Raw genomic sequence first — 16,779 nt, 5'->3', positions numbered from 1 at the left:
CCCATAAGTTGTATGAATCAGTACTACAATCTTGCGCTGAAGACATCAACAAGAGATTAATGCGTTGACGGACACAGGCCGGGATCGGCCGGGCCTGCCCGGCTGTGTCGGGGCAGGGGTCAGCTGCGGTTGTTTTCCTCGGCCGCCTTGAAGCGGAGCATTCTGAGCATGCGGCGTTCGAAGCTGGCGGCCTCGACACGGTCGAACCGCTGCTGGTCGGCGGCGTGTTCTTCGATGATCCGCTTGCTGGTCGCATCGACCCTGGCTTCCATCTGCTGGCAGGTCCGCTCGGGATGCAGCGCTTCAAGCGTCTTTTCCAGCTTGCGGGCGTATTGCCGGGCAATCTCGGCGTGGCGCTCCTCGTGGCGCTTGATGTCGGATGACAGGGTGTCCCAGACCAGAACGGTTTCGCGGGCGGCGCGGTTCCTGTCTTTCCAGCGCGGCAGGGTCAGATGGGTTTCGAGCGTGACCTTGGCGTCGAGCACGCGGCATCTGCCGTCGGAACTCCTGTAATCGACCGATCCGCCGAGCTTGATCTTGGTGGCGCCGGGATGGCGGATGCCGGTTTCCGACAGGATCGGCCCGTGCTTTGATAATTCTCGCTCAAGATCGGCGCCTGTGAGCCCGGAAATGTTGAAATAGGAGTAGGTTTTCTTGATCAGCGGCGTGGAAGACACCGCAACCGCCGATGCGCACAGCAACGTCAGGGCCATGACGGCGAAGCGCAGGCGGCGCATGGAGAACTCCCGGTCAGAAACAGCAAACCGGAACTTGCGCCATGCCGCTGGCTCATGCAACAGGAACCCGTAGCCATATTGCCACAGGTAACAGGTCAAACCGCCATGCAAACGCCACCCGACAGCGTCTTTCTTCCCAGACCCCTGCGGCTTGGCCGGGACAGGGCAATCGAGCTGGGGCCGCGGGCGCGGCTGATGGGCATTCTCAACGTGACGCCGGATTCGTTTTCCGACGGCGGGCTGCATGCGGACCAGCGCATCGCCGTAGAAGCGGCGCTGGCGATGGTCGGGGAGGGCGCCGACATCGTCGATATCGGCGGTGAATCGACGCGTCCGGGCGCCGACCCGGTGAGCGCGCTCGAGGAACAGCGGCGGATCCTGCCGGTGATCGAGGCGCTGGCAGGGCAGGAGGGGGTGCTGATCTCGGTCGACACCTGGCGGGCGGAGACGGCGCGGCTGGCGCTCGCCGCCGGCGCTCACCTGATCAACGATGTCTGGGGGCTGCAGCGCGAGCCGGAGATAGCGCGGTTTGCGAGCGACGCCGGGGCCGCGGTGGCGATCATGCACACCGGCCGCGAGCGGCAATGTCTGCCCGACCTGGTCGAGGACCAGTTTGGCTGGTTCGCCGGTTCGCTGGAGATCGCCCGCAGGGCCGGGATCGACGACGACCGGATCCTGCTCGATCCCGGCTTCGGCTTCGCCAAGGACGCGGATGACAATCTCGAACTGATGGCGCGGTTTACCGAGCTGCACGCTCTCGGTCTGCCGCTGCTGGCGGGCACCTCGCGCAAGCGCTTCATCGGCGGGCTGACGGGGCGCGAGGCCGCCGACCGCGATGTCGGCACGGTGGCGACCAGCGTCGTGCTCAGGCTCGCGGGTGCAGCGATGTTTCGGGTACACAATGTGGCTTTCAACAAGGACGGGCTTGCGGTCGCCGACGCGATGGTTCAAAGCAGCCGCAAAAAGGAACCCGGCCATGGCTGACAGTTACACAATCCGCCTCGCCAATTGCGCGTTCTTCGCCCGCCACGGGGTGCATGACGAGGAGGAATTCCTCGGCCAGCGCTTCTTCGTCGACGCCGAACTGGAAGTCGATCCGGGCGATGCGCTTGAAACCGACGATATCGAGGGCACGGTGCATTACGGCATCGCCTTCCAGGTGATCGAGGAGATCGTCACCGGCAAGCGGCGCTACCTGATCGAGGCGCTGGCGATGGATATTGCCAGGGCGCTGACCGCCCGGTTTTCGCAGATCCGGCTGGCGCGGATCACGGTGCGCAAGCCGAGTGCGGCAGTGCCCGGCATTCTCGACCATGTCGAAGTGACGGTCGAACATCGTGCCTGAGGCGAAGAAGGTGATCGCCGCCATCGGGCTTGGCGGCAATATCGGCAATCCGCGCCGGACCATGGCGCGGGCGCTGAAACTGCTCGATGCGCGCGACGATGTCGCCATCCGCACGGTGTCGCGGCTCTACCGCACGCCGCCCTGGGGCAAGACCGACCAGGAATGGTTCCACAATGCCTGCGCGCTGGTGGAAACGACGCTCGATCCGCATGAGCTGCTCAAGGTGTGCCTGGGTATCGAACTCAAGCTCGACCGGGTGCGCACCGACCGCTGGGGGCCGCGCACCATCGATCTCGACGTGCTCCTGCACGGCGATTTCCTGTCCGATCACGCGGATCTCACTGTGCCGCATCCGCGGATGACCGAGCGCGCCTTCGTCATGGTGCCGCTGGCCGACATCGCGCCCAAGGCCGTGGTCAACCTGCAAAGCATCGCCGACTGGTCGAGCGAGGTGGATTCCGAGGGGATCGAGGCGCTGAGCCGCACGGGCGACTGGTGGCAGGACGAGGATTAGAGGCGCGGCTGGCCTGAATCAGCGCAGCACGCCGGAGGCGACCTTGCGGGCGCCGCGCTTGAGCGTCATGCCGATGACCGGGACCATTTCCTTGCCGACCTTGACCGAAATGGTGACGTTCATGGTCTGCTCGTCGTGCAGGCGGGCGATCATGGCGCCGTCAAGCGTCTTGCGGTTGATCGCCATCACCGCGCGGTCGCGGGTGATCTTTCCGGAAACGATGTCGAGGCCTTCGCCGGCGGAGCCATCGAGGAAGCGTCCGGTGTAGGTGGCGCCCTTGCGGGTGATCATGGCCGACATTTTCTGGTTGAAGACGCCGACGCGGCAATGGCCGTCAAGCGAAATGCCGGCGGCATCGCCCTGCACGGCATCGCCGCTGAGATTGCAGACGAACTTGGTGCCCTTGTACTTGCCGGCAACGATTTCGCCCGGACCCTTCCATTCGCCGGCTACAGATTCGAAGAAGACCGTATCCCTGTCCCGAGCCTCGGAGGACGGGACGGGCGAGAGCACGACTGCCGCAAGACAGAGCGGGATGATGCGAAACTTCGAGAACATGGTCACACCTGTTGCGGCTGGAAACGAGATCTGAGATTGCCCCAGAATGGTTAATGGACCGTAATCGGCGCCGATATATCCACATTTTCGGGGTAATTCATAGCCCGCCGGCGGCTTTTCCCGGGTCAGCCTGCTTGCCGGCGACATTGGCGATGTCCGACATGAAATCGCTGATGCCGGGCCGCTTGAGAGCCTTGAACGGCATCGGGCGGCACAGATCCATGGCGGAAATGCCGATCCGGGCGGTCATCAGGCCGTTGATGACGCCCTCGCCGAGCCGGGCCGAGAGCTTCGCCGCAACCCCGTGCCCGACCACCTGCTGGATCAGGCTGTCGCCTGCGGCAATGGCGCCGGTCACGGCCAGGTGGGCGATCACGTCACGGAACAGGCGGATCATGCCGATGGCGCCGGGCCGTCCGCCATAAAGTTCGGCCATGGCCCGGATCAGCCGGACGGCTTCGAAGCCGACATAGGCGAGATCGACGAAGGCGCGGGGGCTGACCGCGGTGACGACGGACACCCGCTTGGCCGCGTTGGCGGTCAGCTGGCGGGCCTGCCGGTCGAGCGGCGCCATCAGTTCGCGTTCGGCGAAGGCAAGGTAATGCGGCCCGTCGATGATCTCGTCATCGAGCGCCTTGAGGCTCTTGCGGCCGCGCGCCGTCAGCGGGTTGGCGGCAACCAGGCCCGCAACCTCGGCTGCAAGCGCGCGGGCTTCCCTGGCCGTGGCGGAGCGGGCCTTCGTGGCGATATTCTCGCGCATATGCGCAACCTTCGCCAGCCGGCGGATGCCGATGATTTCCCTGATCACCAGCGCCAGCAGGGCGAGCGCCGCGATCGCTGCCGCGGCGGTTGCGGCCCAGCCGAGCCAGGCAATGCGGTCGAACAGGCTGCGGATCAGCGTGTCGGTCCAGATCCCGAGCGCCAGCGCGAAGAGAAAACCGAGACTCGTCAGCAGTATCTTACCCGCGGTCAGGCGGCGCGGCCGCGGCGTTGCCGGCGGCGGCGTCAGAGCCTCGAGAGCTTCCGGCTGCGACACGAACGGATCGTCCTGTTCCATCGTCATTTCGACGGTGACGGGGATGGCCGCAGGCTTGCGCGCCGTTTTCGCCTTGCTCTCCGGTGCGCCGGTGGAAGCCTTGGCAGCGGGGTCGTCGACGGTGAAGGAGCGCGGCTTGCGGGATCCGGATGAAGCATTGCTGTCGGTCATGCCAGACGGTCTCCCAGAAGATAATCCAGGGCCCGGTCGAGGCGGATGTGGGGCAGCGACAGCTTGATGCCGGTGTCGATTTCCTCGATCAGCGGCGGGCGGAAACGGACGATGTTGATCTCCGGCAGGAGCGGTTCACGGGATGAATCAACCGCCTTGAAGAATGAGTCCGGATTCTTTGGCAAGTCACCGGGAAATATGGCTGTTTTGCGATTGCCGTCGAACAGTTCGCCGGCAATGCGCTCGCCTTCGAGCGGGGTGCCGACGATCACCGGAAGCTCCTCGCCATCCTGGCGGACGGTGGCTTCGCGGGTGGCGCGGACGGCGGCCAGCGCCAGCACCTCGATGTCGGCGCCGGAGGAGCCGATGCCGGTCGAGGCGCGCTCGACGATGCGCCGCGCGATGGCCTCGAGCCGGTCATGGCTTTCATGGTGCAGGTGATCGGCCTTGGTGGCGGCGATCAGCACCTTGTCGATGCGGCGCGAGACCAGGCTGGTCAGCAGGTTGCCGCTGCCGGGGCGGAAGCAGGAGAGCACGTCCGAGAGCGCGCGTTCGAGATCGATCACAGCCTCGCGGCCGGCATTCATCGCCTGCATCGCGTCGATCAGCACGATCTGCCGGTCGAGACGGGCAACGTGCTCGCGGAAGAACGGCTTGACCACCACCGACTTGTAGCTCTCGTAGCGCCGCTCCATCATCGCCATCAGCGAGCCTTTCGGCGCAGGCCCATCGGGCAGGTTGGGCAGCGGCGCGAAGGTGAGCGCGGGCGAACCGTCGAGATCGCCCGGCATCAGGAAGCGGCCGGGGGGCAGGGTGGACAGCGCCCGCTCGTCCTTCTTGCAGGCCCTCAGGTAATCGGTGAACAGCCGGGCGAGCTCGCGCGCGTCAGACTCGTCGGCGGGCTTGAGCGGATCGATGGAGCCGGCCTTTTCAAGCCAGGCGGCGGCGAGATCGGCGCGCACCGGGGATCGCGCCAGCGACGCGGCGTTGAGCGAGAAAGCGGCAAAATCCTGACCGAGCAACGGCAGGTCGAGCAGCCATTCGCCGGGATAGTCGACGATGTCGAGACAGAGCCTGCCGCCGGAGAAGAAACGGTTCCAGCCGCTGGCCGATTCATACTCGATGACCAGCCGCAGCTCGGAGATGGCGCGGGTTGAATCCGGCCAGATGCGCTCGCCGATCATGCGGGCGGCATGATCCTCGTATTGAAACCGCGGCACCGCATCATCGGGCTGGGGTTCGAGAAACGAGCGTGACAGCCTGCCGGAATGGGCGGCCTCGAACATCGGCAGACGGCCGCCATGCAGCAGATTGTGCACAAGTGAGGTGATGAAGACGGTCTTGCCGGCGCGCGAAAGCCCGGTGACGCCGAGCCGCAGGGTCGGCTGGATCAGGTTGCTGGCGCGGTCCGTGAGGGTGTCAAAGGCGATCAGTGCCTCATCGGTGAAACTGGTGATGGACGATGACACGTTGCGGCCTGCTCCGAATTGCTTGCCAAGATATAGGAATTTGCCGGTGCAATTGAAAGCGCAACAGTGAAATGCGATCCCGGCTCCTATCGAAGGGCCCGAATGCCGGGTTCAGGCGTCCACGGGGGAGAGCAGGCCGACAAACCGGGCGCCGCCCTTGATCGCGCTGCCGCCGCGAGTGTCGCAATCGAGAATCATCAGGCCGGCGGTCGGAAAGCCATTGCCGAGCGCGGTTTCAAAAGCCGCCGGGTCGTCCTGCAGCAAGGCCTGTGCCGTGTCCTCAAGCATCGGATTGTGGCCGATGATCATGATCGACTGGATGGTGTCGTCATGCGCGGATCCGATCAGGTCGAGATAGGCGTCATGGCTGGAGGCATAAAGTGCATCGCTGTATTCGACCCGCAGTTCGCCATTGGCGCGGGCTTTCTGCAGGATTTCGAGGGTTTCGGCGCAGCGGCGCGCGTTGGAGCAGTAGACCAGGTCCGGCTCAAAACCGTTGACCGACATGGTCGCGGCAAGGCGGGCGGCTTCCTCGCGCCCGCGCTCATCCAACGGACGGTCGAAATCGCGCACACCGGGCAGGGCCCAGGCGGCATGCGCGTGGCGGACGAGAAAAATGCGCAGATGTGTGAGCGGTGCAGGATTCATCTCGTGAATGTAGCCATTTGCGCCGGTGCTTCAATTCTCCAAAAGGACAAAGTGCACTGCAATATCAACTTGCCGGCTGGGCGGCCGGCGGCGCCGGGGTGCAGCCACGGCTGGGAAGCTCCGGGATGGCAGGCGCCGCCCGGCAGGCCCGAGAAAACCGGTATATGTCGGAATTCTAATACAATTTGACAGTTCGATGAAATTGCGGTGATCCGCCACTTTCCTGCTTGTACCGGTGCCGCCGTGTGGCTATACACCCCCCGAAATGGCTTAGCCGGGAGAATCGTCATGAGTGAAGACTTCGATTTTTCCTCTTATGTGCCTTCGGATGACGAGGATTTCATGAATGCCAAGCAGAAGGCCTATTTCCGGGCCAAGCTGATTGCCTGGCGGAATGACATTCTCAAGGAGGCTCGCGAGACGCTTGACCATCTCGCGGAGGAAAGTGCCAACCACCCCGATGTGGCCGATCGCGCATCGTCCGAGACGGACCGCGCCATCGAATTGCGCGCCCGCGACCGTCAACGCAAGCTGATTGGCAAGATCGATGCGGCGCTCGCGCGCATTGATGACGGCACCTACGGTTATTGCGAGGAGACCGGCGAGCCGATCAGCCTGAAGCGGCTCGATGCCCGGCCGATCGCCACCTTGTCGATCGAGGCGCAGGAACGCCACGAGCGGCGCGAGAAGGTCTACCGCGACGAATAGGCTTTGTCCGAAATTTTCGAATTGTTTTTAAAGCCGGCCGCTGCGCCGGCTTTTTTCATGCCCGCTTGTGAATGGCCTGGGCAAGCATGGTTCAGCGGAAGGGCCCTGGCCAACGGCAGGCTGTCGCCAAGGCCTTCAGGGCTTGCGCGAAAGGTCGCCGAGCAGGCGTTCCATCTCGGCTTCAAGCGAATCCCTTGACGGCTCGGTTTCGGGCTGAACCTCCGGTGCTTCCAGCAAGTCGGCTTCGTCCGGATCGAGCTGGTGCTCGGTGTAGTGAGCGGCGATCAGGCTGTCGCGCGGGGATTCGTGGGTCAGGTCCTGCGACAGCTCCGCGGCCAGCACGGCCTCGAATTCGGACGGCACCGTGGCTGCAGGCTTGGCCGGTGTGGCCGGTTCGCCGGTCGCCCTGCCGCCGCCGGGGATCGGTGCGGCGGACCGCTCCTGTTCTGCGGGAGCCGCAGTCAGTTCGTCAAAGGCGCTCTCGTCGAAGCTTGGGTTCTCGAAGACCCGCGTCCTGGCGTTTTCGAGCAGGTCGGCGGCTTCCGCCTGCAGGGGATCGGCCGCGGCTTCTGCCCCGGGAGCGCCATGGGATGGCGCCTGGGCCGAGGCCGGGGTTTGCGGCGTTTGCGGTCTTGAGGGTGCAGCGGCTGATGGCGAGGGTGTCGGCCGGGCAGTAACCGGCGGGACGTCCATCAGGTCGTCAAGATCGCTTTCGTCGAAATCCGGTTCTTCGAAGACCCGCGTTCTGGCGCTGTCGAGCAGGTCTGCGGCCTCGGCGCGGATAGAGCCGGCGGCGACGGCTGTCGCTGCGGCCGCTGCCGGTCCGCGAGAGGGGGGTGAGGCAGATACGGAAGGTTGTGGCCGGGCCGCTGGCTGGGGAGCGGTTTCCGCCTGGCGCACCGAGGGTTCGACAAAGCCACCGGAAGCGGTCCCCGGAACCGTGGTGCGGGCCGGCTGGGGCGGCGCGGCACGTGCCGGTGCTGGCTCACGTGCCTGCGCTGGTTGCTGAGCCGGGGCGGGTTGCTGAGCCGGGGCGGGTTGGGGCGCGCGCTGCGGTCGCGGTGCGGCTGGCGCAACGGACTGTTGTTGCTCGGCTTGCCGGGCGCCTCCGGCCTGCTCCGGGTGGACGATGCGGCTTTCAATGACGACGTCGGTCGGGCCGCCGATCATCACCAGATGCTCGACATCGTCGCGGCGGATCAGCACCAGCCGGCGGCGGGTATCGACGGCGGTGGCATCGAGCACGGCGAGGCGTGGCTGCCGGTTCTTGCCGCCGCGGATGAAGGTCGAGGCGGCGCGGTTGCGGATCAGCCAGAACACCCCGACAAGCGCCAGCAGCGCCACGGCGACGATGATGATGGCGGTCAACAGTGTTGCACCCTGGCCGCCCAATAGACTGTCCGGCATCCGGCGTCCTCCCGTTGCAGTCGATAAAGCCGATGAAATCAGCGGCGCTCCACCGGATTTGATCGTGACCGGAGCGCATTTGACTTGTTTTCCACCCGGTTCACAAGCCGGATGAAGCGGTTTTCCAGTATCGTGTGAAATGTGGCGAGGATATGCCTGCCGCGCGAACGCCAGGAGCGGTTTCCCCGGTAAACTGGGGTGCGAAGCAGGCGCTGGCGGTGTTTGGGCTTTCCATCAGCGGCGGAATGTGATTCAAACCGGACGGATCCGTGGCGGGGCGAAAGAGCGATTCATGACCGAGACGAAACCAGCGGCGGGAAACCCGGCGGCGCTTGTAGACCGAAGCGCGAAACCACGCTCGGTGTCGAGGCTGATCTTTCTCGCGCTGGTGATGATCGGCGCGTCGATCGTATTCTTCCTGTTCAAGGACAGGCTCAACAACGAGCTGATGCTCGGCATTCTCGGCGTGCTGGCGGTGGTGGGGATCTTCTTCCTCGTCTCGACCGTGATCGGCTTTGTCGACATCATGCCGAAGACGACGGCGGACCCGCTGGCCCGCGCCTTCATCGACACCCATCCCGAAGGCACGCTGGTGACCGACGACAAGGACAGGGTGGTCTATGCCAACCATGCCTACGGGCAGCTGACCGGCTCGACCAGTGCAGCCGACGTGCAGTCGATCGAGGCCATCCTGTCGCGCCACCGGGAGTCGGCGGAAGCCGTCTACCGGCTGACCAACGCCATGCGCGAGGGCCGGGAGGGGCAGGAAGAATTCCGCATGACCCAGCCGCTGGGCGCGGGCAAGGAGAGCACCGAGGGCGGCCACTGGTACCGGCTGCGCGGCCGGCCGATCGCCTCGGGCGAAAAGGACGTCACGCTGATGGCTTGGCAATTGTCCGACATCAGCCATGAACGCACCGAACAGGAAATGGTGTTCAAGGAGTTGCAGAACGCCATCAACTATCTCGACCACGCGCCGGTCGGCTTCTTCTCGGCGGGCCGCGACGGCGAGATCGTCTATCTCAACGCGACGCTGGCCGACTGGCTCGGCATCGATCTCACCTCGTTCCTGCCGGGCAAGGTGATGCTGCGCGACCTCGTTGCCGGCGCCGGCATGGCGCTGGTGGAATCGGTGCAGGCGGAACCCGGCCTCAACCGCACCGCTCAGCTCGATCTTGATCTGCTCAAATCCAACGGCCAAAGCCTGCCGGTGCGTCTGGTGCACCGGGTTTCGGCCACGCGCGATGGCGCGCCGGGCGAAAGCCGGACCATCGTCATCAGCCGGGAAGAGGGCGGCACGGGCGTCCACGACGCGGCCAGCGCCGAAATGCGCTTCACCCGCTTCTTCAACAACACGCCGATGGCGATCGCCTCGGTCGACGGCGACGGCAAGATTCTCAGGACCAACGGTCCGTTCCTGCAGATGTTCGCGGGCCTCATCACCCGCGATGACATGGAGCGCGGTTCGCTGTTTGAGACCGTGCTGCGCGAGGAAGACCGCAAGGCGTTCCAGGACGCGCTTGATCAGGCAGCCGACAAGCAGGGCGACATCGCGCCGATCGACAGCCGCCGCGCCGATAACGAGGAGCGGCATTTCCGCTTCTACGTCAACGCGGTGATCGAGCATTCGGAAGAGGCGCCGGAGGAGACCGCGATCATCTACGCGGTGGAGACCACCGAGCAGAAGGCGCTGGAAGCGCAGATGGCGCAGACCCAGAAGATGAATGCCGTGGGCACGCTGGCCGGCGGCATCGCGCACGATTTCAACAATGTTCTCACCGCCATCCTGCTGTCGGCCGATCATTTGCTGATGTCGCTGAGGCCGGCGGATTCGAGCTTTGCCGATCTCATCGAGATCAAGCGCAACGCCAACCGCGCCGCGGTGCTGGTAAGGCAGTTGCTGGCGTTTTCGCGCAAGCAGACGATGCGGCCGACGGTGCTGTCGATGACCGACGTGATCGGCGATTTGCGCATGCTGGTTGACCGGCTGATCGGCACCAATGTGAAGCTGGAGCTTGAATTCGGCCGCGACCTGTGGCCGGTCAAGACCGATCTGGGGCAGTTCGAGCAGGTGCTGATCAATCTGGCGGTCAACGCCCGCGACGCCATGCCGGACGGCGGCACGATCACCGTCCGTACCCGCAATGTCGATGCGGGCGAGGTCGAGCGGCTCAATCACCGCGGCATGGAGGTTGGCGACTACGTGCTGATCGAGGTGGCCGACCAGGGCACGGGGATCGCGCCCGACGTTTTGGAAAAGATCTTCGAGCCGTTCTTCACCACCAAGGACGTGGGCAAGGGCACCGGGCTTGGCCTGTCGATGGTCTACGGCATCGTCAAGCAGTCGGGCGGCTACATCTATCCCGATTCCGAAGTGGGGCAGGGCACCACGTTCCGCATCTACCTGCCGCGCCATGTCGAGGACGAGGCGGAGAAGGCCGTGGCCGCCGCCGAAGCCGCAGCCACGCTTGAAGCCGGTGCTGCGAAGCAGGCCAAAATCGTCGCCGACGGGCCGGAGGACCTCACCGGCGGCTCCGCCGTGGTGCTGCTGGTCGAGGACGAGGAGGCGGTCAGGCGCGGGGGAAAACGCATGCTCGAGGCGCGCGGCTACGAGGTGCACGAGGCCGGCACCGGCGTCGAGGCGCTGGACGTGTTGCAGGAACTCGAGGGCAGGGTCGACATCGTCGTCTCCGACGTGGTGATGCCGGAGATGGACGGCCCGACGCTGCTGACCGAGCTGCGTAAGGACTATCCCGACATGAAGTTCATCTTCGTCTCGGGCTATGCCGAGGATGCTTTTGCGAAAAACCTGCCCGCCGACGCCAAATTCGGCTTCCTGGCCAAGCCGTTCTCGCTCAAGCAACTGGCCACCGCCGTGCGCGAGATGCTGGACGCCTGAGGCGGGCACGCGCGGACCGGTGTAGGCTTCAAGCCCGCTAACGGGTCAGCAACCACATCCGCATCTTCCTTTGTGTGCAGGGTTGCGTGGCGGCGTGTTCGATGTTCGTCTCTGGGTTGTGACGAGCGAGGGCGCGATGAGTCGGTGGGACGAGCAAAATCCGATGAACTTTCCACGCCCGGGGACCCGTCCGCCTGTGGACGCGCCGCCGCTCAATCCCAAGGCTACGAGGCGGCTGCTGCGCAAGCTCGCCATCTGGCTCCTTATCCTGGTGGGGCTGCCGTATTTTTTGTACAAGTTGAACTTCCCCACCTATAGCTGGGGCCAGAAGACGACCGTGACTGTGATGACCCCCGCGGGGGAACGCAGCGGCAGTGCGGTGGTGCAGGTCCGCTGGGCGGATACGCCCGATATTCTGCCTGATGCGCCCACTTTCCAGTCCGACGTGCGCGGCGAGGCGACGGTGGTCGATCTGGGCGAGGGCAAGTACCTGTTTGCGCTGATCAAGGGCGCCGAGCGGCGCGGGATCGCCATGTTTGGCGACGGTCGCAGCTATTGGCTGGAACAGATCAAGACAGTCGCCGCGAGCCGCGGCGAGACCCGCGAAGTCCCGCCGGCCCACCGCCCGCTGCTGGTCACCTTCGCCGACATCAATGACCCGGCAAGCGTTGCCCGCGTCGATCCCGACGATCTCGCAGCCAGTTTCGGCCCCGGCTACGCGCTTTCCTCGATCACGCTTGCGATCACCGACGAGCCGGTGACCAAGGGCCGGGTGGAGGCGGTGTTGGGGTGGTTGGGAGATTATTACAATAAGCATTTCGACGGAAATCGCCTCGAAACGGTCGAAGCCGAGAACCGCTTTGCAAATTCATTGGCCTCTGGCGATTTTGACACGGAGAAAAACTAATGACCATGTCATCTGAACTCTTCATAGCCATCCTCTCGATGGATTTCTGCAACCGCGGTTATCACTTCGGCACCCGGTTCTTGTCATGACGTGCCCCCCGTCGTCGTCATTCCAGGGCCACGACCAGGACAAGCGAAGCGACGTCGTTGCTTCTGGGATCCATGCCGTTGTCTCTCCGCACAATGCGATGCGCGGATGGATCACGGAATGGATCCTCGGTTCGGGGGGCGAGGATGACGAAACGAGGGTATCGCGTATGAGTGGCTGGCGTCGGCTTTTGGGAGCTTTCGTTCTGACGTTGGCCGTGGCGGGCCTCTCGGCCTGCGGCGGCGATGTCAGCTGGCGGCAGAAAGTCACGGTGACAATGGTGACACCAAATGGCGAAGTGTCCGGCGCAAGCGTCATGGAAGTCTCGTGGAGCGGCGGTATTCCCTTCATCGTGGGCGATGCAAGAGGTGGCGGCTTCAAACTGACGGGGGAAGCTCCCGTGGTGAAGCTCGGCAACGGGCGCCATCTGTTCGCGCTGATCGACGGCATGGACAGCAAGTTGCTCTACCAGCTCCGCAACAAGGATGGCCGCGGCGCCAGCATGAAGGACAACAGCCGGGCCATTCTCGGACTGAAGGAGCCGCTTGTCCTTCCGGTCGGGGTTTACCCCCTTCTGGTCACCTTCGCCGACATCAATGACCCCGCAAGCGTTGCCCGCGTCGATCCCGATGATGTCGCAGCCAGTTTTGGCCCCGGCTACGCGCTCTCCTCGATCACGCTTGCGATTACCGACGAGAAGGTGACCAAGGGCCGGGTGGATGCGGTGTTGGGGTGGTGGGAAGCGTATGAAAATAGGCAGCTTGATGGTGATCGCTACACCAAACTCAGCGTACCCAATCGTTTTGCTAACTCGTTAAATCGACTTGATTTTCAAAGAGGGCTTTGATCATGCCAATCTCACAAGACTTGTTTATGGCAATCCTTGCGATGGATTCTTAATGCCGGCATCAGGTTTCCGTTTTGACATGCTCTCACCGTCGTCATCCCGGGGCCACGACCCCGGGATCCATTCCGTTGTCTCTCCAAACAAACGGTGTGCCGATGGATCGCGGAATGGATCCTCGGAGGCAACGACGGCGCTTCGTTTGTCTTGCTCGGGGGCCGAGGATGACGAGAGTGGGAGGCCGAGGATGACGGACTGCTCGCACGCTCGAATGGAGCCAGCCGCATGATGTTTGTTTTCAAACTGCTGGGCTGGATTGTCGGGCTGGTCGTCGCTGCCATCATTGCCCTGTTGCTGTTTCTGAGGTTTGGCACGCCGGTCTATGACTGGCATCAGCAAATGACCGTTGTGATCGACACGCCCGATGGGCCGGTGTCCGGCTGGAGCGTCAGCGCGGTGCGCTGGAAAGAGCACGCCATCAAGGCTGAGGGCATGGGCTGGAGCCTCAAGGTGACCGGCGAGGCGGTGGTTGTCGATCTGGGGTCTTCCGCGTCACGTCCGCGCTATCTGTTCGCCCTCATGAAAGGTGCGGGCACGACGGAATACATGGGGTCGGTGGCCGCAGCCAGCCTTTCGGGCCGCAAGGGCCGGGTGATCGACGAAGACCTGTTCGGGCAGATTAAAAACCGGCAGGGCGCTGCGGCAAAGCCCATTGCCGTGCCGCGCTTTCAATATCCCCTGCTGGTTACCTTCGCCGACATCAATGACCCGGCCAGCGTTGCCCGCGTCGATCCCGATGATCTCGCAGCCCATTTCGGTCCCGGCTACGCGCTCTCCTCGATCACGCTTGCGATCACCGACGAGCCAGTGACCAAGGGCCGGGTGGAGGCGGTGTTGGGGTGGTTGGGCGAATACTACGACAAGCATTTGGACGGAAATCGACTCGAAACGGTCAATGCTGAGAACCGTTTTGCAAATTCATTGGCTTCTGGCGCTTTTGACACGGAGAAAAACTAATGACGATGTCACCATGAATTCTTCATAGCAATTCTCTCGATGGGTGCCCACAATCGTGGCTATGATGGAGGCACCCGGTTCTTGTCATGACGCGCCCTCGCCGACGTCATCCCGGGGCCACGACCCCGAGATCCATTCCGTTGTCTCTCGGCACAATGCGGCACGCGGAGGGATCACGGAATGGATCCTCGGAGGCAACGACGGCGCTTCGCTTGTCTTGCTCGGAGGCCGAGGATGACGAGAGGAGAGCGATCAGGATCACGACTGTAAGGCGGAGCGGGGGCAGGGGCCGCGCCGCGCGGCACAGGGTTAATTTCGCGGTGACAGAATATTCATCATCCTGCCGCATTTTCCGCTAAAGTCCGATTTTCGAGTTTCGCCAAGAGGGGCCATCATGAAATCCAAACTCCTGATCGCGGCGCTGGCCGCCGTCTTCGTCTCCGGCTGCACGACCGATCCCTATACCGGTCAGCAGAAGGTTTCCAACCTGGCCGGCGGCGCGGCGCTTGGTGCGCTCGGCGGGGCCGCGCTCGGCACGCTGGCCGGCGGCGACGACCGCCGCAATGCGCTGATCGGCGCGGGCATCGGCGCACTCGCCGGTGGCGCCGTGGGCGGCTACATGGACCAGCAGGAAGCGCAGCTGCGGGCGCAGCTGCAGGGCACCGGCGTGTCGGTGACGCGCGTCGGCGACAAGATCGTGCTCAACATGCCCTCCAACATCACGTTCGACACCGACCAGTCGGCGGTCAAGCCGCAGTTCTACGACACGCTGAATTCGGTGGCGCTGGTGCTGCAGAAGTTCAACCGCTCGCTGGTCGACGTGGCCGGACACACTGATTCCACCGGTTCCGACAGCTACAACCTGACGCTCTCGCAACAGCGGGCGCAGTCGGTGACAAGTTACCTGATCTCGCAGGGCAACGATCCGCGCCGCTTCTACACCCAGGGCTTCGGCGAAAGCCAGCCGATCGCCGACAACGGCTCTGACGCCGGCCGCGCCGCCAACCGCCGCGTGGAAATCCAGATTTCGCCGCTGAGCTAGGCTCAGGCGAAACCAGCTTCTGAGGCAACATCAGACCCGGCCGCGAAAGTGGCCGGGTCTTTTTCATGTTGCAATTGCATTAAACGAATCTATCAGTGTCCAGGTTGCATTTTCGTCGGAATTAGTAGGGAAGAATCATGGCACTCGATTTCAATTCGGCACACAAGGCTTATGCCGATGCAGTGATGACTGCAGAAGCCCACAAGGCGTTCGGCAAGCGCGGACCTTCGGCGGCGGCTGCCAAGAAGGCGAGCTGGAATTCATCGGTGGCTGCTGACAAGGCGGCGCGCGGCAAGGAAAAGGGCTACGCCAAGTCCTGGAGCACAGCTACCGCCAACAGCATCAACCAGGCGATTGAAGGTGCGGCGAAATCAGCCATCAAGGCCGCCTACAAGGACTGGAAGAAGAATAACAAGGGGAAGAAGAGCTCCGCTCTGGATGTGGACGTTCTGGTGGCGCCTGCCATGCTGGGCCTTGCGGCAGCGGCAAAGAACGAGGCTTCGACTGGAGGCGAAGGCGGAATTTCCCGTCGTCATCTGCTGACCGGGATTGGCGCAATTGCAGCTGTGACAATGATGGGCACAACTTCGGCATTTGCGAAGAACGCTGGTTACATCAGTACGGTGAAACGTGGTGTTCAATCCTACACAAAATCACATGCGCGTTCGACCGTAGAGCAAGTCGCTGGAAGTCTCGGAATTCGCGGCTGAGCTTAGGCTTGCGCGAAACACCATCGTTTGAAGCGATATCAGGCCCGGCTGCGTGAAGCGGTCGGGTCTTTTCCTATGGGAGGCTTGCGGCAGGCGGCTGTGCGGTGCATCGATCTCTAGACCCCGTCATGCCGGACCTGATCCGGCATCCAGGAGACCCGGCGTCTGCCGGGTCGAAGGACTCATACAGCCCAAGGACTTGGGCTGGCTGGATCCCGGAGCCTACGACGTCGCTTCGTTTGTCTGGCTCAAGGCCGGGATGACGGTGGGTGGAGCCTCTGCCGGATGCAAACCCTGGATTTGTCACCGGAAAGGCCGCCTGCCGACGTGGTAGCGCCCTTGCCGGAGATCATGCGAAGTGTCGAGGCCGGGATGACGAGAACGGTGTCTTCTTCCCCAGCCAGGCTCTTCGCGGCGGAAGCCGACCTATTCCCCGTCCAGCCCCGCAGCCTTTCGAAGGGCGGCGTTGATGCGGTCCTGCCAGCCGGGGCCGTCTTCCTGGAAATGCTCGAGCACGGCGCGGTCGAGGCGGATCGAGACCATTTCCTTGCCCTCGGGCACCGTCGTTGATTTGGGGGCGGCCTCCACCGGCTTGGTGGTGGCGGACTTGAAGGCTGCTTCGGCGCGTTCGAAGGCGCTGCCGGTGCGGCGGGGTGGCTTCATCTCGATATCCTCTCGAT

General features: G+C 63.8%; 17 protein-coding genes. 10 read left to right on the top strand and 7 right to left on the bottom strand.

The features are described from left to right. Positions 1-119: 119 nt before the first annotated feature. A complete protein-coding gene (locus O4H62_RS07550) occupies positions 120-737 on the bottom strand; it encodes a DUF922 domain-containing Zn-dependent protease (protein WP_269386724.1) in 618 nt (205 codons plus the stop codon). Positions 738-842: 105 nt separating this feature from the next. Between O4H62_RS07550 and folP the strand changes: the two genes are divergently transcribed. Genes folP through folK form a run of 3 tightly spaced genes read left to right on the top strand, consistent with a single transcriptional unit; the run spans position 843 to position 2,596 of the window. Continuing rightward, complete coding sequence (folP, locus tag O4H62_RS07545; protein WP_269386723.1) at positions 843-1,721, top strand: dihydropteroate synthase; 879 nt, start codon at positions 843-845, stop codon at positions 1,719-1,721. Continuing rightward, positions 1,714-2,082, top strand: a complete 369-nt coding sequence (folB, locus tag O4H62_RS07540; RefSeq protein WP_269386722.1) for a dihydroneopterin aldolase — start codon at positions 1,714-1,716, stop codon at positions 2,080-2,082. The genes folP and folB overlap by 8 nt, the downstream gene beginning before the upstream one ends. Then, on the top strand, positions 2,075-2,596 hold the full coding sequence (gene folK / locus O4H62_RS07535; protein WP_269386721.1) for a 2-amino-4-hydroxy-6-hydroxymethyldihydropteridine diphosphokinase: 522 nt from the start codon (positions 2,075-2,077) through the stop codon (positions 2,594-2,596). The genes folB and folK overlap by 8 nt, the downstream gene beginning before the upstream one ends. An 18-nt stretch (positions 2,597-2,614) precedes the next feature. On the opposite strand, the gene O4H62_RS07530 is transcribed toward folK, so the two are convergent. The 4 genes from O4H62_RS07530 to O4H62_RS07515 form a co-directional block, all read right to left on the bottom strand. Next, complete coding sequence (locus O4H62_RS07530) at positions 2,615-3,154, bottom strand: hypothetical protein (protein ID WP_269386720.1); 540 nt, start codon at positions 3,152-3,154, stop codon at positions 2,615-2,617. Positions 3,155-3,251: 97 nt separating this feature from the next. After that, on the bottom strand, positions 3,252-4,361 hold the full coding sequence (locus tag O4H62_RS07525; RefSeq protein ID WP_269386719.1) for a YcjF family protein: 1,110 nt from the start codon (positions 4,359-4,361) through the stop codon (positions 3,252-3,254). Next, complete coding sequence (locus tag O4H62_RS07520; RefSeq protein ID WP_269386718.1) at positions 4,358-5,830, bottom strand: YcjX family protein; 1,473 nt, start codon at positions 5,828-5,830, stop codon at positions 4,358-4,360. Before O4H62_RS07520 ends, O4H62_RS07525 begins: the two co-directional genes overlap by 4 nt. 111 nt (positions 5,831-5,941) lie before the next feature. Further along, positions 5,942-6,478 (bottom strand): SixA phosphatase family protein, encoded by a 537-nt coding sequence (locus O4H62_RS07515; protein ID WP_269386716.1) that lies wholly within the window; start codon positions 6,476-6,478, stop codon positions 5,942-5,944. A 288-nt stretch (positions 6,479-6,766) separates the two neighbouring features. Here O4H62_RS07515 and dksA point away from each other — a divergent pair, with 288 nt between their 5' ends. Beyond that, complete coding sequence (dksA, locus tag O4H62_RS07510) at positions 6,767-7,186, top strand: RNA polymerase-binding protein DksA (protein WP_269386714.1); 420 nt, start codon at positions 6,767-6,769, stop codon at positions 7,184-7,186. A 135-nt stretch (positions 7,187-7,321) separates the two neighbouring features. On the opposite strand, the gene O4H62_RS07505 is transcribed toward dksA, so the two are convergent. Further along, positions 7,322-8,593, bottom strand: a complete 1,272-nt coding sequence (locus O4H62_RS07505) for a flagellar biosynthetic protein FliO (RefSeq protein ID WP_269386712.1) — start codon at positions 8,591-8,593, stop codon at positions 7,322-7,324. A gap of 292 nt (positions 8,594-8,885) precedes the next feature. On the opposite strand from O4H62_RS07505, the gene cckA reads away from it, so the two are divergent. The 6 genes from cckA (at position 8,886) to O4H62_RS07475 (ending at position 16,099) form a co-directional block, all read left to right on the top strand. After that, positions 8,886-11,492, top strand: a complete 2,607-nt coding sequence (cckA, locus tag O4H62_RS07500) for a cell cycle histidine kinase CckA (protein ID WP_269386709.1) — start codon at positions 8,886-8,888, stop codon at positions 11,490-11,492. A 94-nt stretch (positions 11,493-11,586) separates the two neighbouring features. Continuing rightward, on the top strand, positions 11,587-12,399 hold the full coding sequence (locus O4H62_RS07495; RefSeq protein WP_269386707.1) for a hypothetical protein: 813 nt from the start codon (positions 11,587-11,589) through the stop codon (positions 12,397-12,399). 187 nt (positions 12,400-12,586) lie between these two features. After that, a complete protein-coding gene (locus tag O4H62_RS07490) occupies positions 12,587-13,333 on the top strand; it encodes a hypothetical protein (RefSeq protein ID WP_269386705.1) in 747 nt (248 codons plus the stop codon). 282 nt (positions 13,334-13,615) lie between these two features. Continuing rightward, a complete protein-coding gene (locus O4H62_RS07485) occupies positions 13,616-14,347 on the top strand; it encodes a hypothetical protein (protein ID WP_269386703.1) in 732 nt (243 codons plus the stop codon). A gap of 394 nt (positions 14,348-14,741) precedes the next feature. Further along, on the top strand, positions 14,742-15,389 hold the full coding sequence (locus tag O4H62_RS07480) for an OmpA family protein (protein ID WP_269386701.1): 648 nt from the start codon (positions 14,742-14,744) through the stop codon (positions 15,387-15,389). Between the two features lie 137 nt (positions 15,390-15,526). Next, positions 15,527-16,099 carry a hypothetical protein gene (locus O4H62_RS07475; RefSeq protein WP_269386699.1) on the top strand — a complete coding sequence of 191 codons (573 nt, stop codon included), beginning with the start codon at positions 15,527-15,529 and terminating at the stop codon, positions 16,097-16,099. 426 nt (positions 16,100-16,525) lie between these two features. Here the strand turns inward: O4H62_RS07475 and O4H62_RS07470 are convergent, their stop codons facing one another. Beyond that, positions 16,526-16,762, bottom strand: a complete 237-nt coding sequence (locus O4H62_RS07470; RefSeq protein WP_269386697.1) for a BrnA antitoxin family protein — start codon at positions 16,760-16,762, stop codon at positions 16,526-16,528. Positions 16,763-16,779 lie beyond the last annotated feature (17 nt).

It is taken from the genome of Parahoeflea alexandrii (genome assembly GCF_027214025.1).
GTDB lineage: Bacteria > Pseudomonadota > Alphaproteobacteria > Rhizobiales > Rhizobiaceae > Hoeflea > Hoeflea alexandrii_A.
The sequence above is the reverse complement of the archived record's forward strand: the minus strand, read 5'-3'. Positions and strand labels throughout refer to the sequence as shown.

Coding starts and splice junctions, on each gene's coding strand:
- O4H62_RS07550 (WP_269386724.1), bottom strand. CDS start 737: ATGCGCCGCCTGCGCTTCGCCGTCATGGCCCTGACGTTGCTGTGCGCA.
- folP (WP_269386723.1), top strand. CDS start 843: ATGCAAACGCCACCCGACAGCGTCTTTCTTCCCAGACCCCTGCGGCTT.
- folB (WP_269386722.1), top strand. CDS start 1,714: ATGGCTGACAGTTACACAATCCGCCTCGCCAATTGCGCGTTCTTCGCC.
- O4H62_RS07530 (WP_269386720.1), bottom strand. CDS start 3,154: ATGTTCTCGAAGTTTCGCATCATCCCGCTCTGTCTTGCGGCAGTCGTG.
- O4H62_RS07525 (WP_269386719.1), bottom strand. CDS start 4,361: ATGACCGACAGCAATGCTTCATCCGGATCCCGCAAGCCGCGCTCCTTC.
- O4H62_RS07515 (WP_269386716.1), bottom strand. CDS start 6,478: ATGAATCCTGCACCGCTCACACATCTGCGCATTTTTCTCGTCCGCCAC.
- dksA (WP_269386714.1), top strand. CDS start 6,767: ATGAGTGAAGACTTCGATTTTTCCTCTTATGTGCCTTCGGATGACGAG.
- O4H62_RS07505 (WP_269386712.1), bottom strand. CDS start 8,593: ATGCCGGACAGTCTATTGGGCGGCCAGGGTGCAACACTGTTGACCGCC.
- cckA (WP_269386709.1), top strand. CDS start 8,886: ATGACCGAGACGAAACCAGCGGCGGGAAACCCGGCGGCGCTTGTAGAC.
- O4H62_RS07490 (WP_269386705.1), top strand. CDS start 12,587: ATGCGCGGATGGATCACGGAATGGATCCTCGGTTCGGGGGGCGAGGAT.
- O4H62_RS07485 (WP_269386703.1), top strand. CDS start 13,616: ATGATGTTTGTTTTCAAACTGCTGGGCTGGATTGTCGGGCTGGTCGTC.
- O4H62_RS07480 (WP_269386701.1), top strand. CDS start 14,742: ATGAAATCCAAACTCCTGATCGCGGCGCTGGCCGCCGTCTTCGTCTCC.
- O4H62_RS07475 (WP_269386699.1), top strand. CDS start 15,527: ATGGCACTCGATTTCAATTCGGCACACAAGGCTTATGCCGATGCAGTG.
- O4H62_RS07470 (WP_269386697.1), bottom strand. CDS start 16,762: ATGAAGCCACCCCGCCGCACCGGCAGCGCCTTCGAACGCGCCGAAGCA.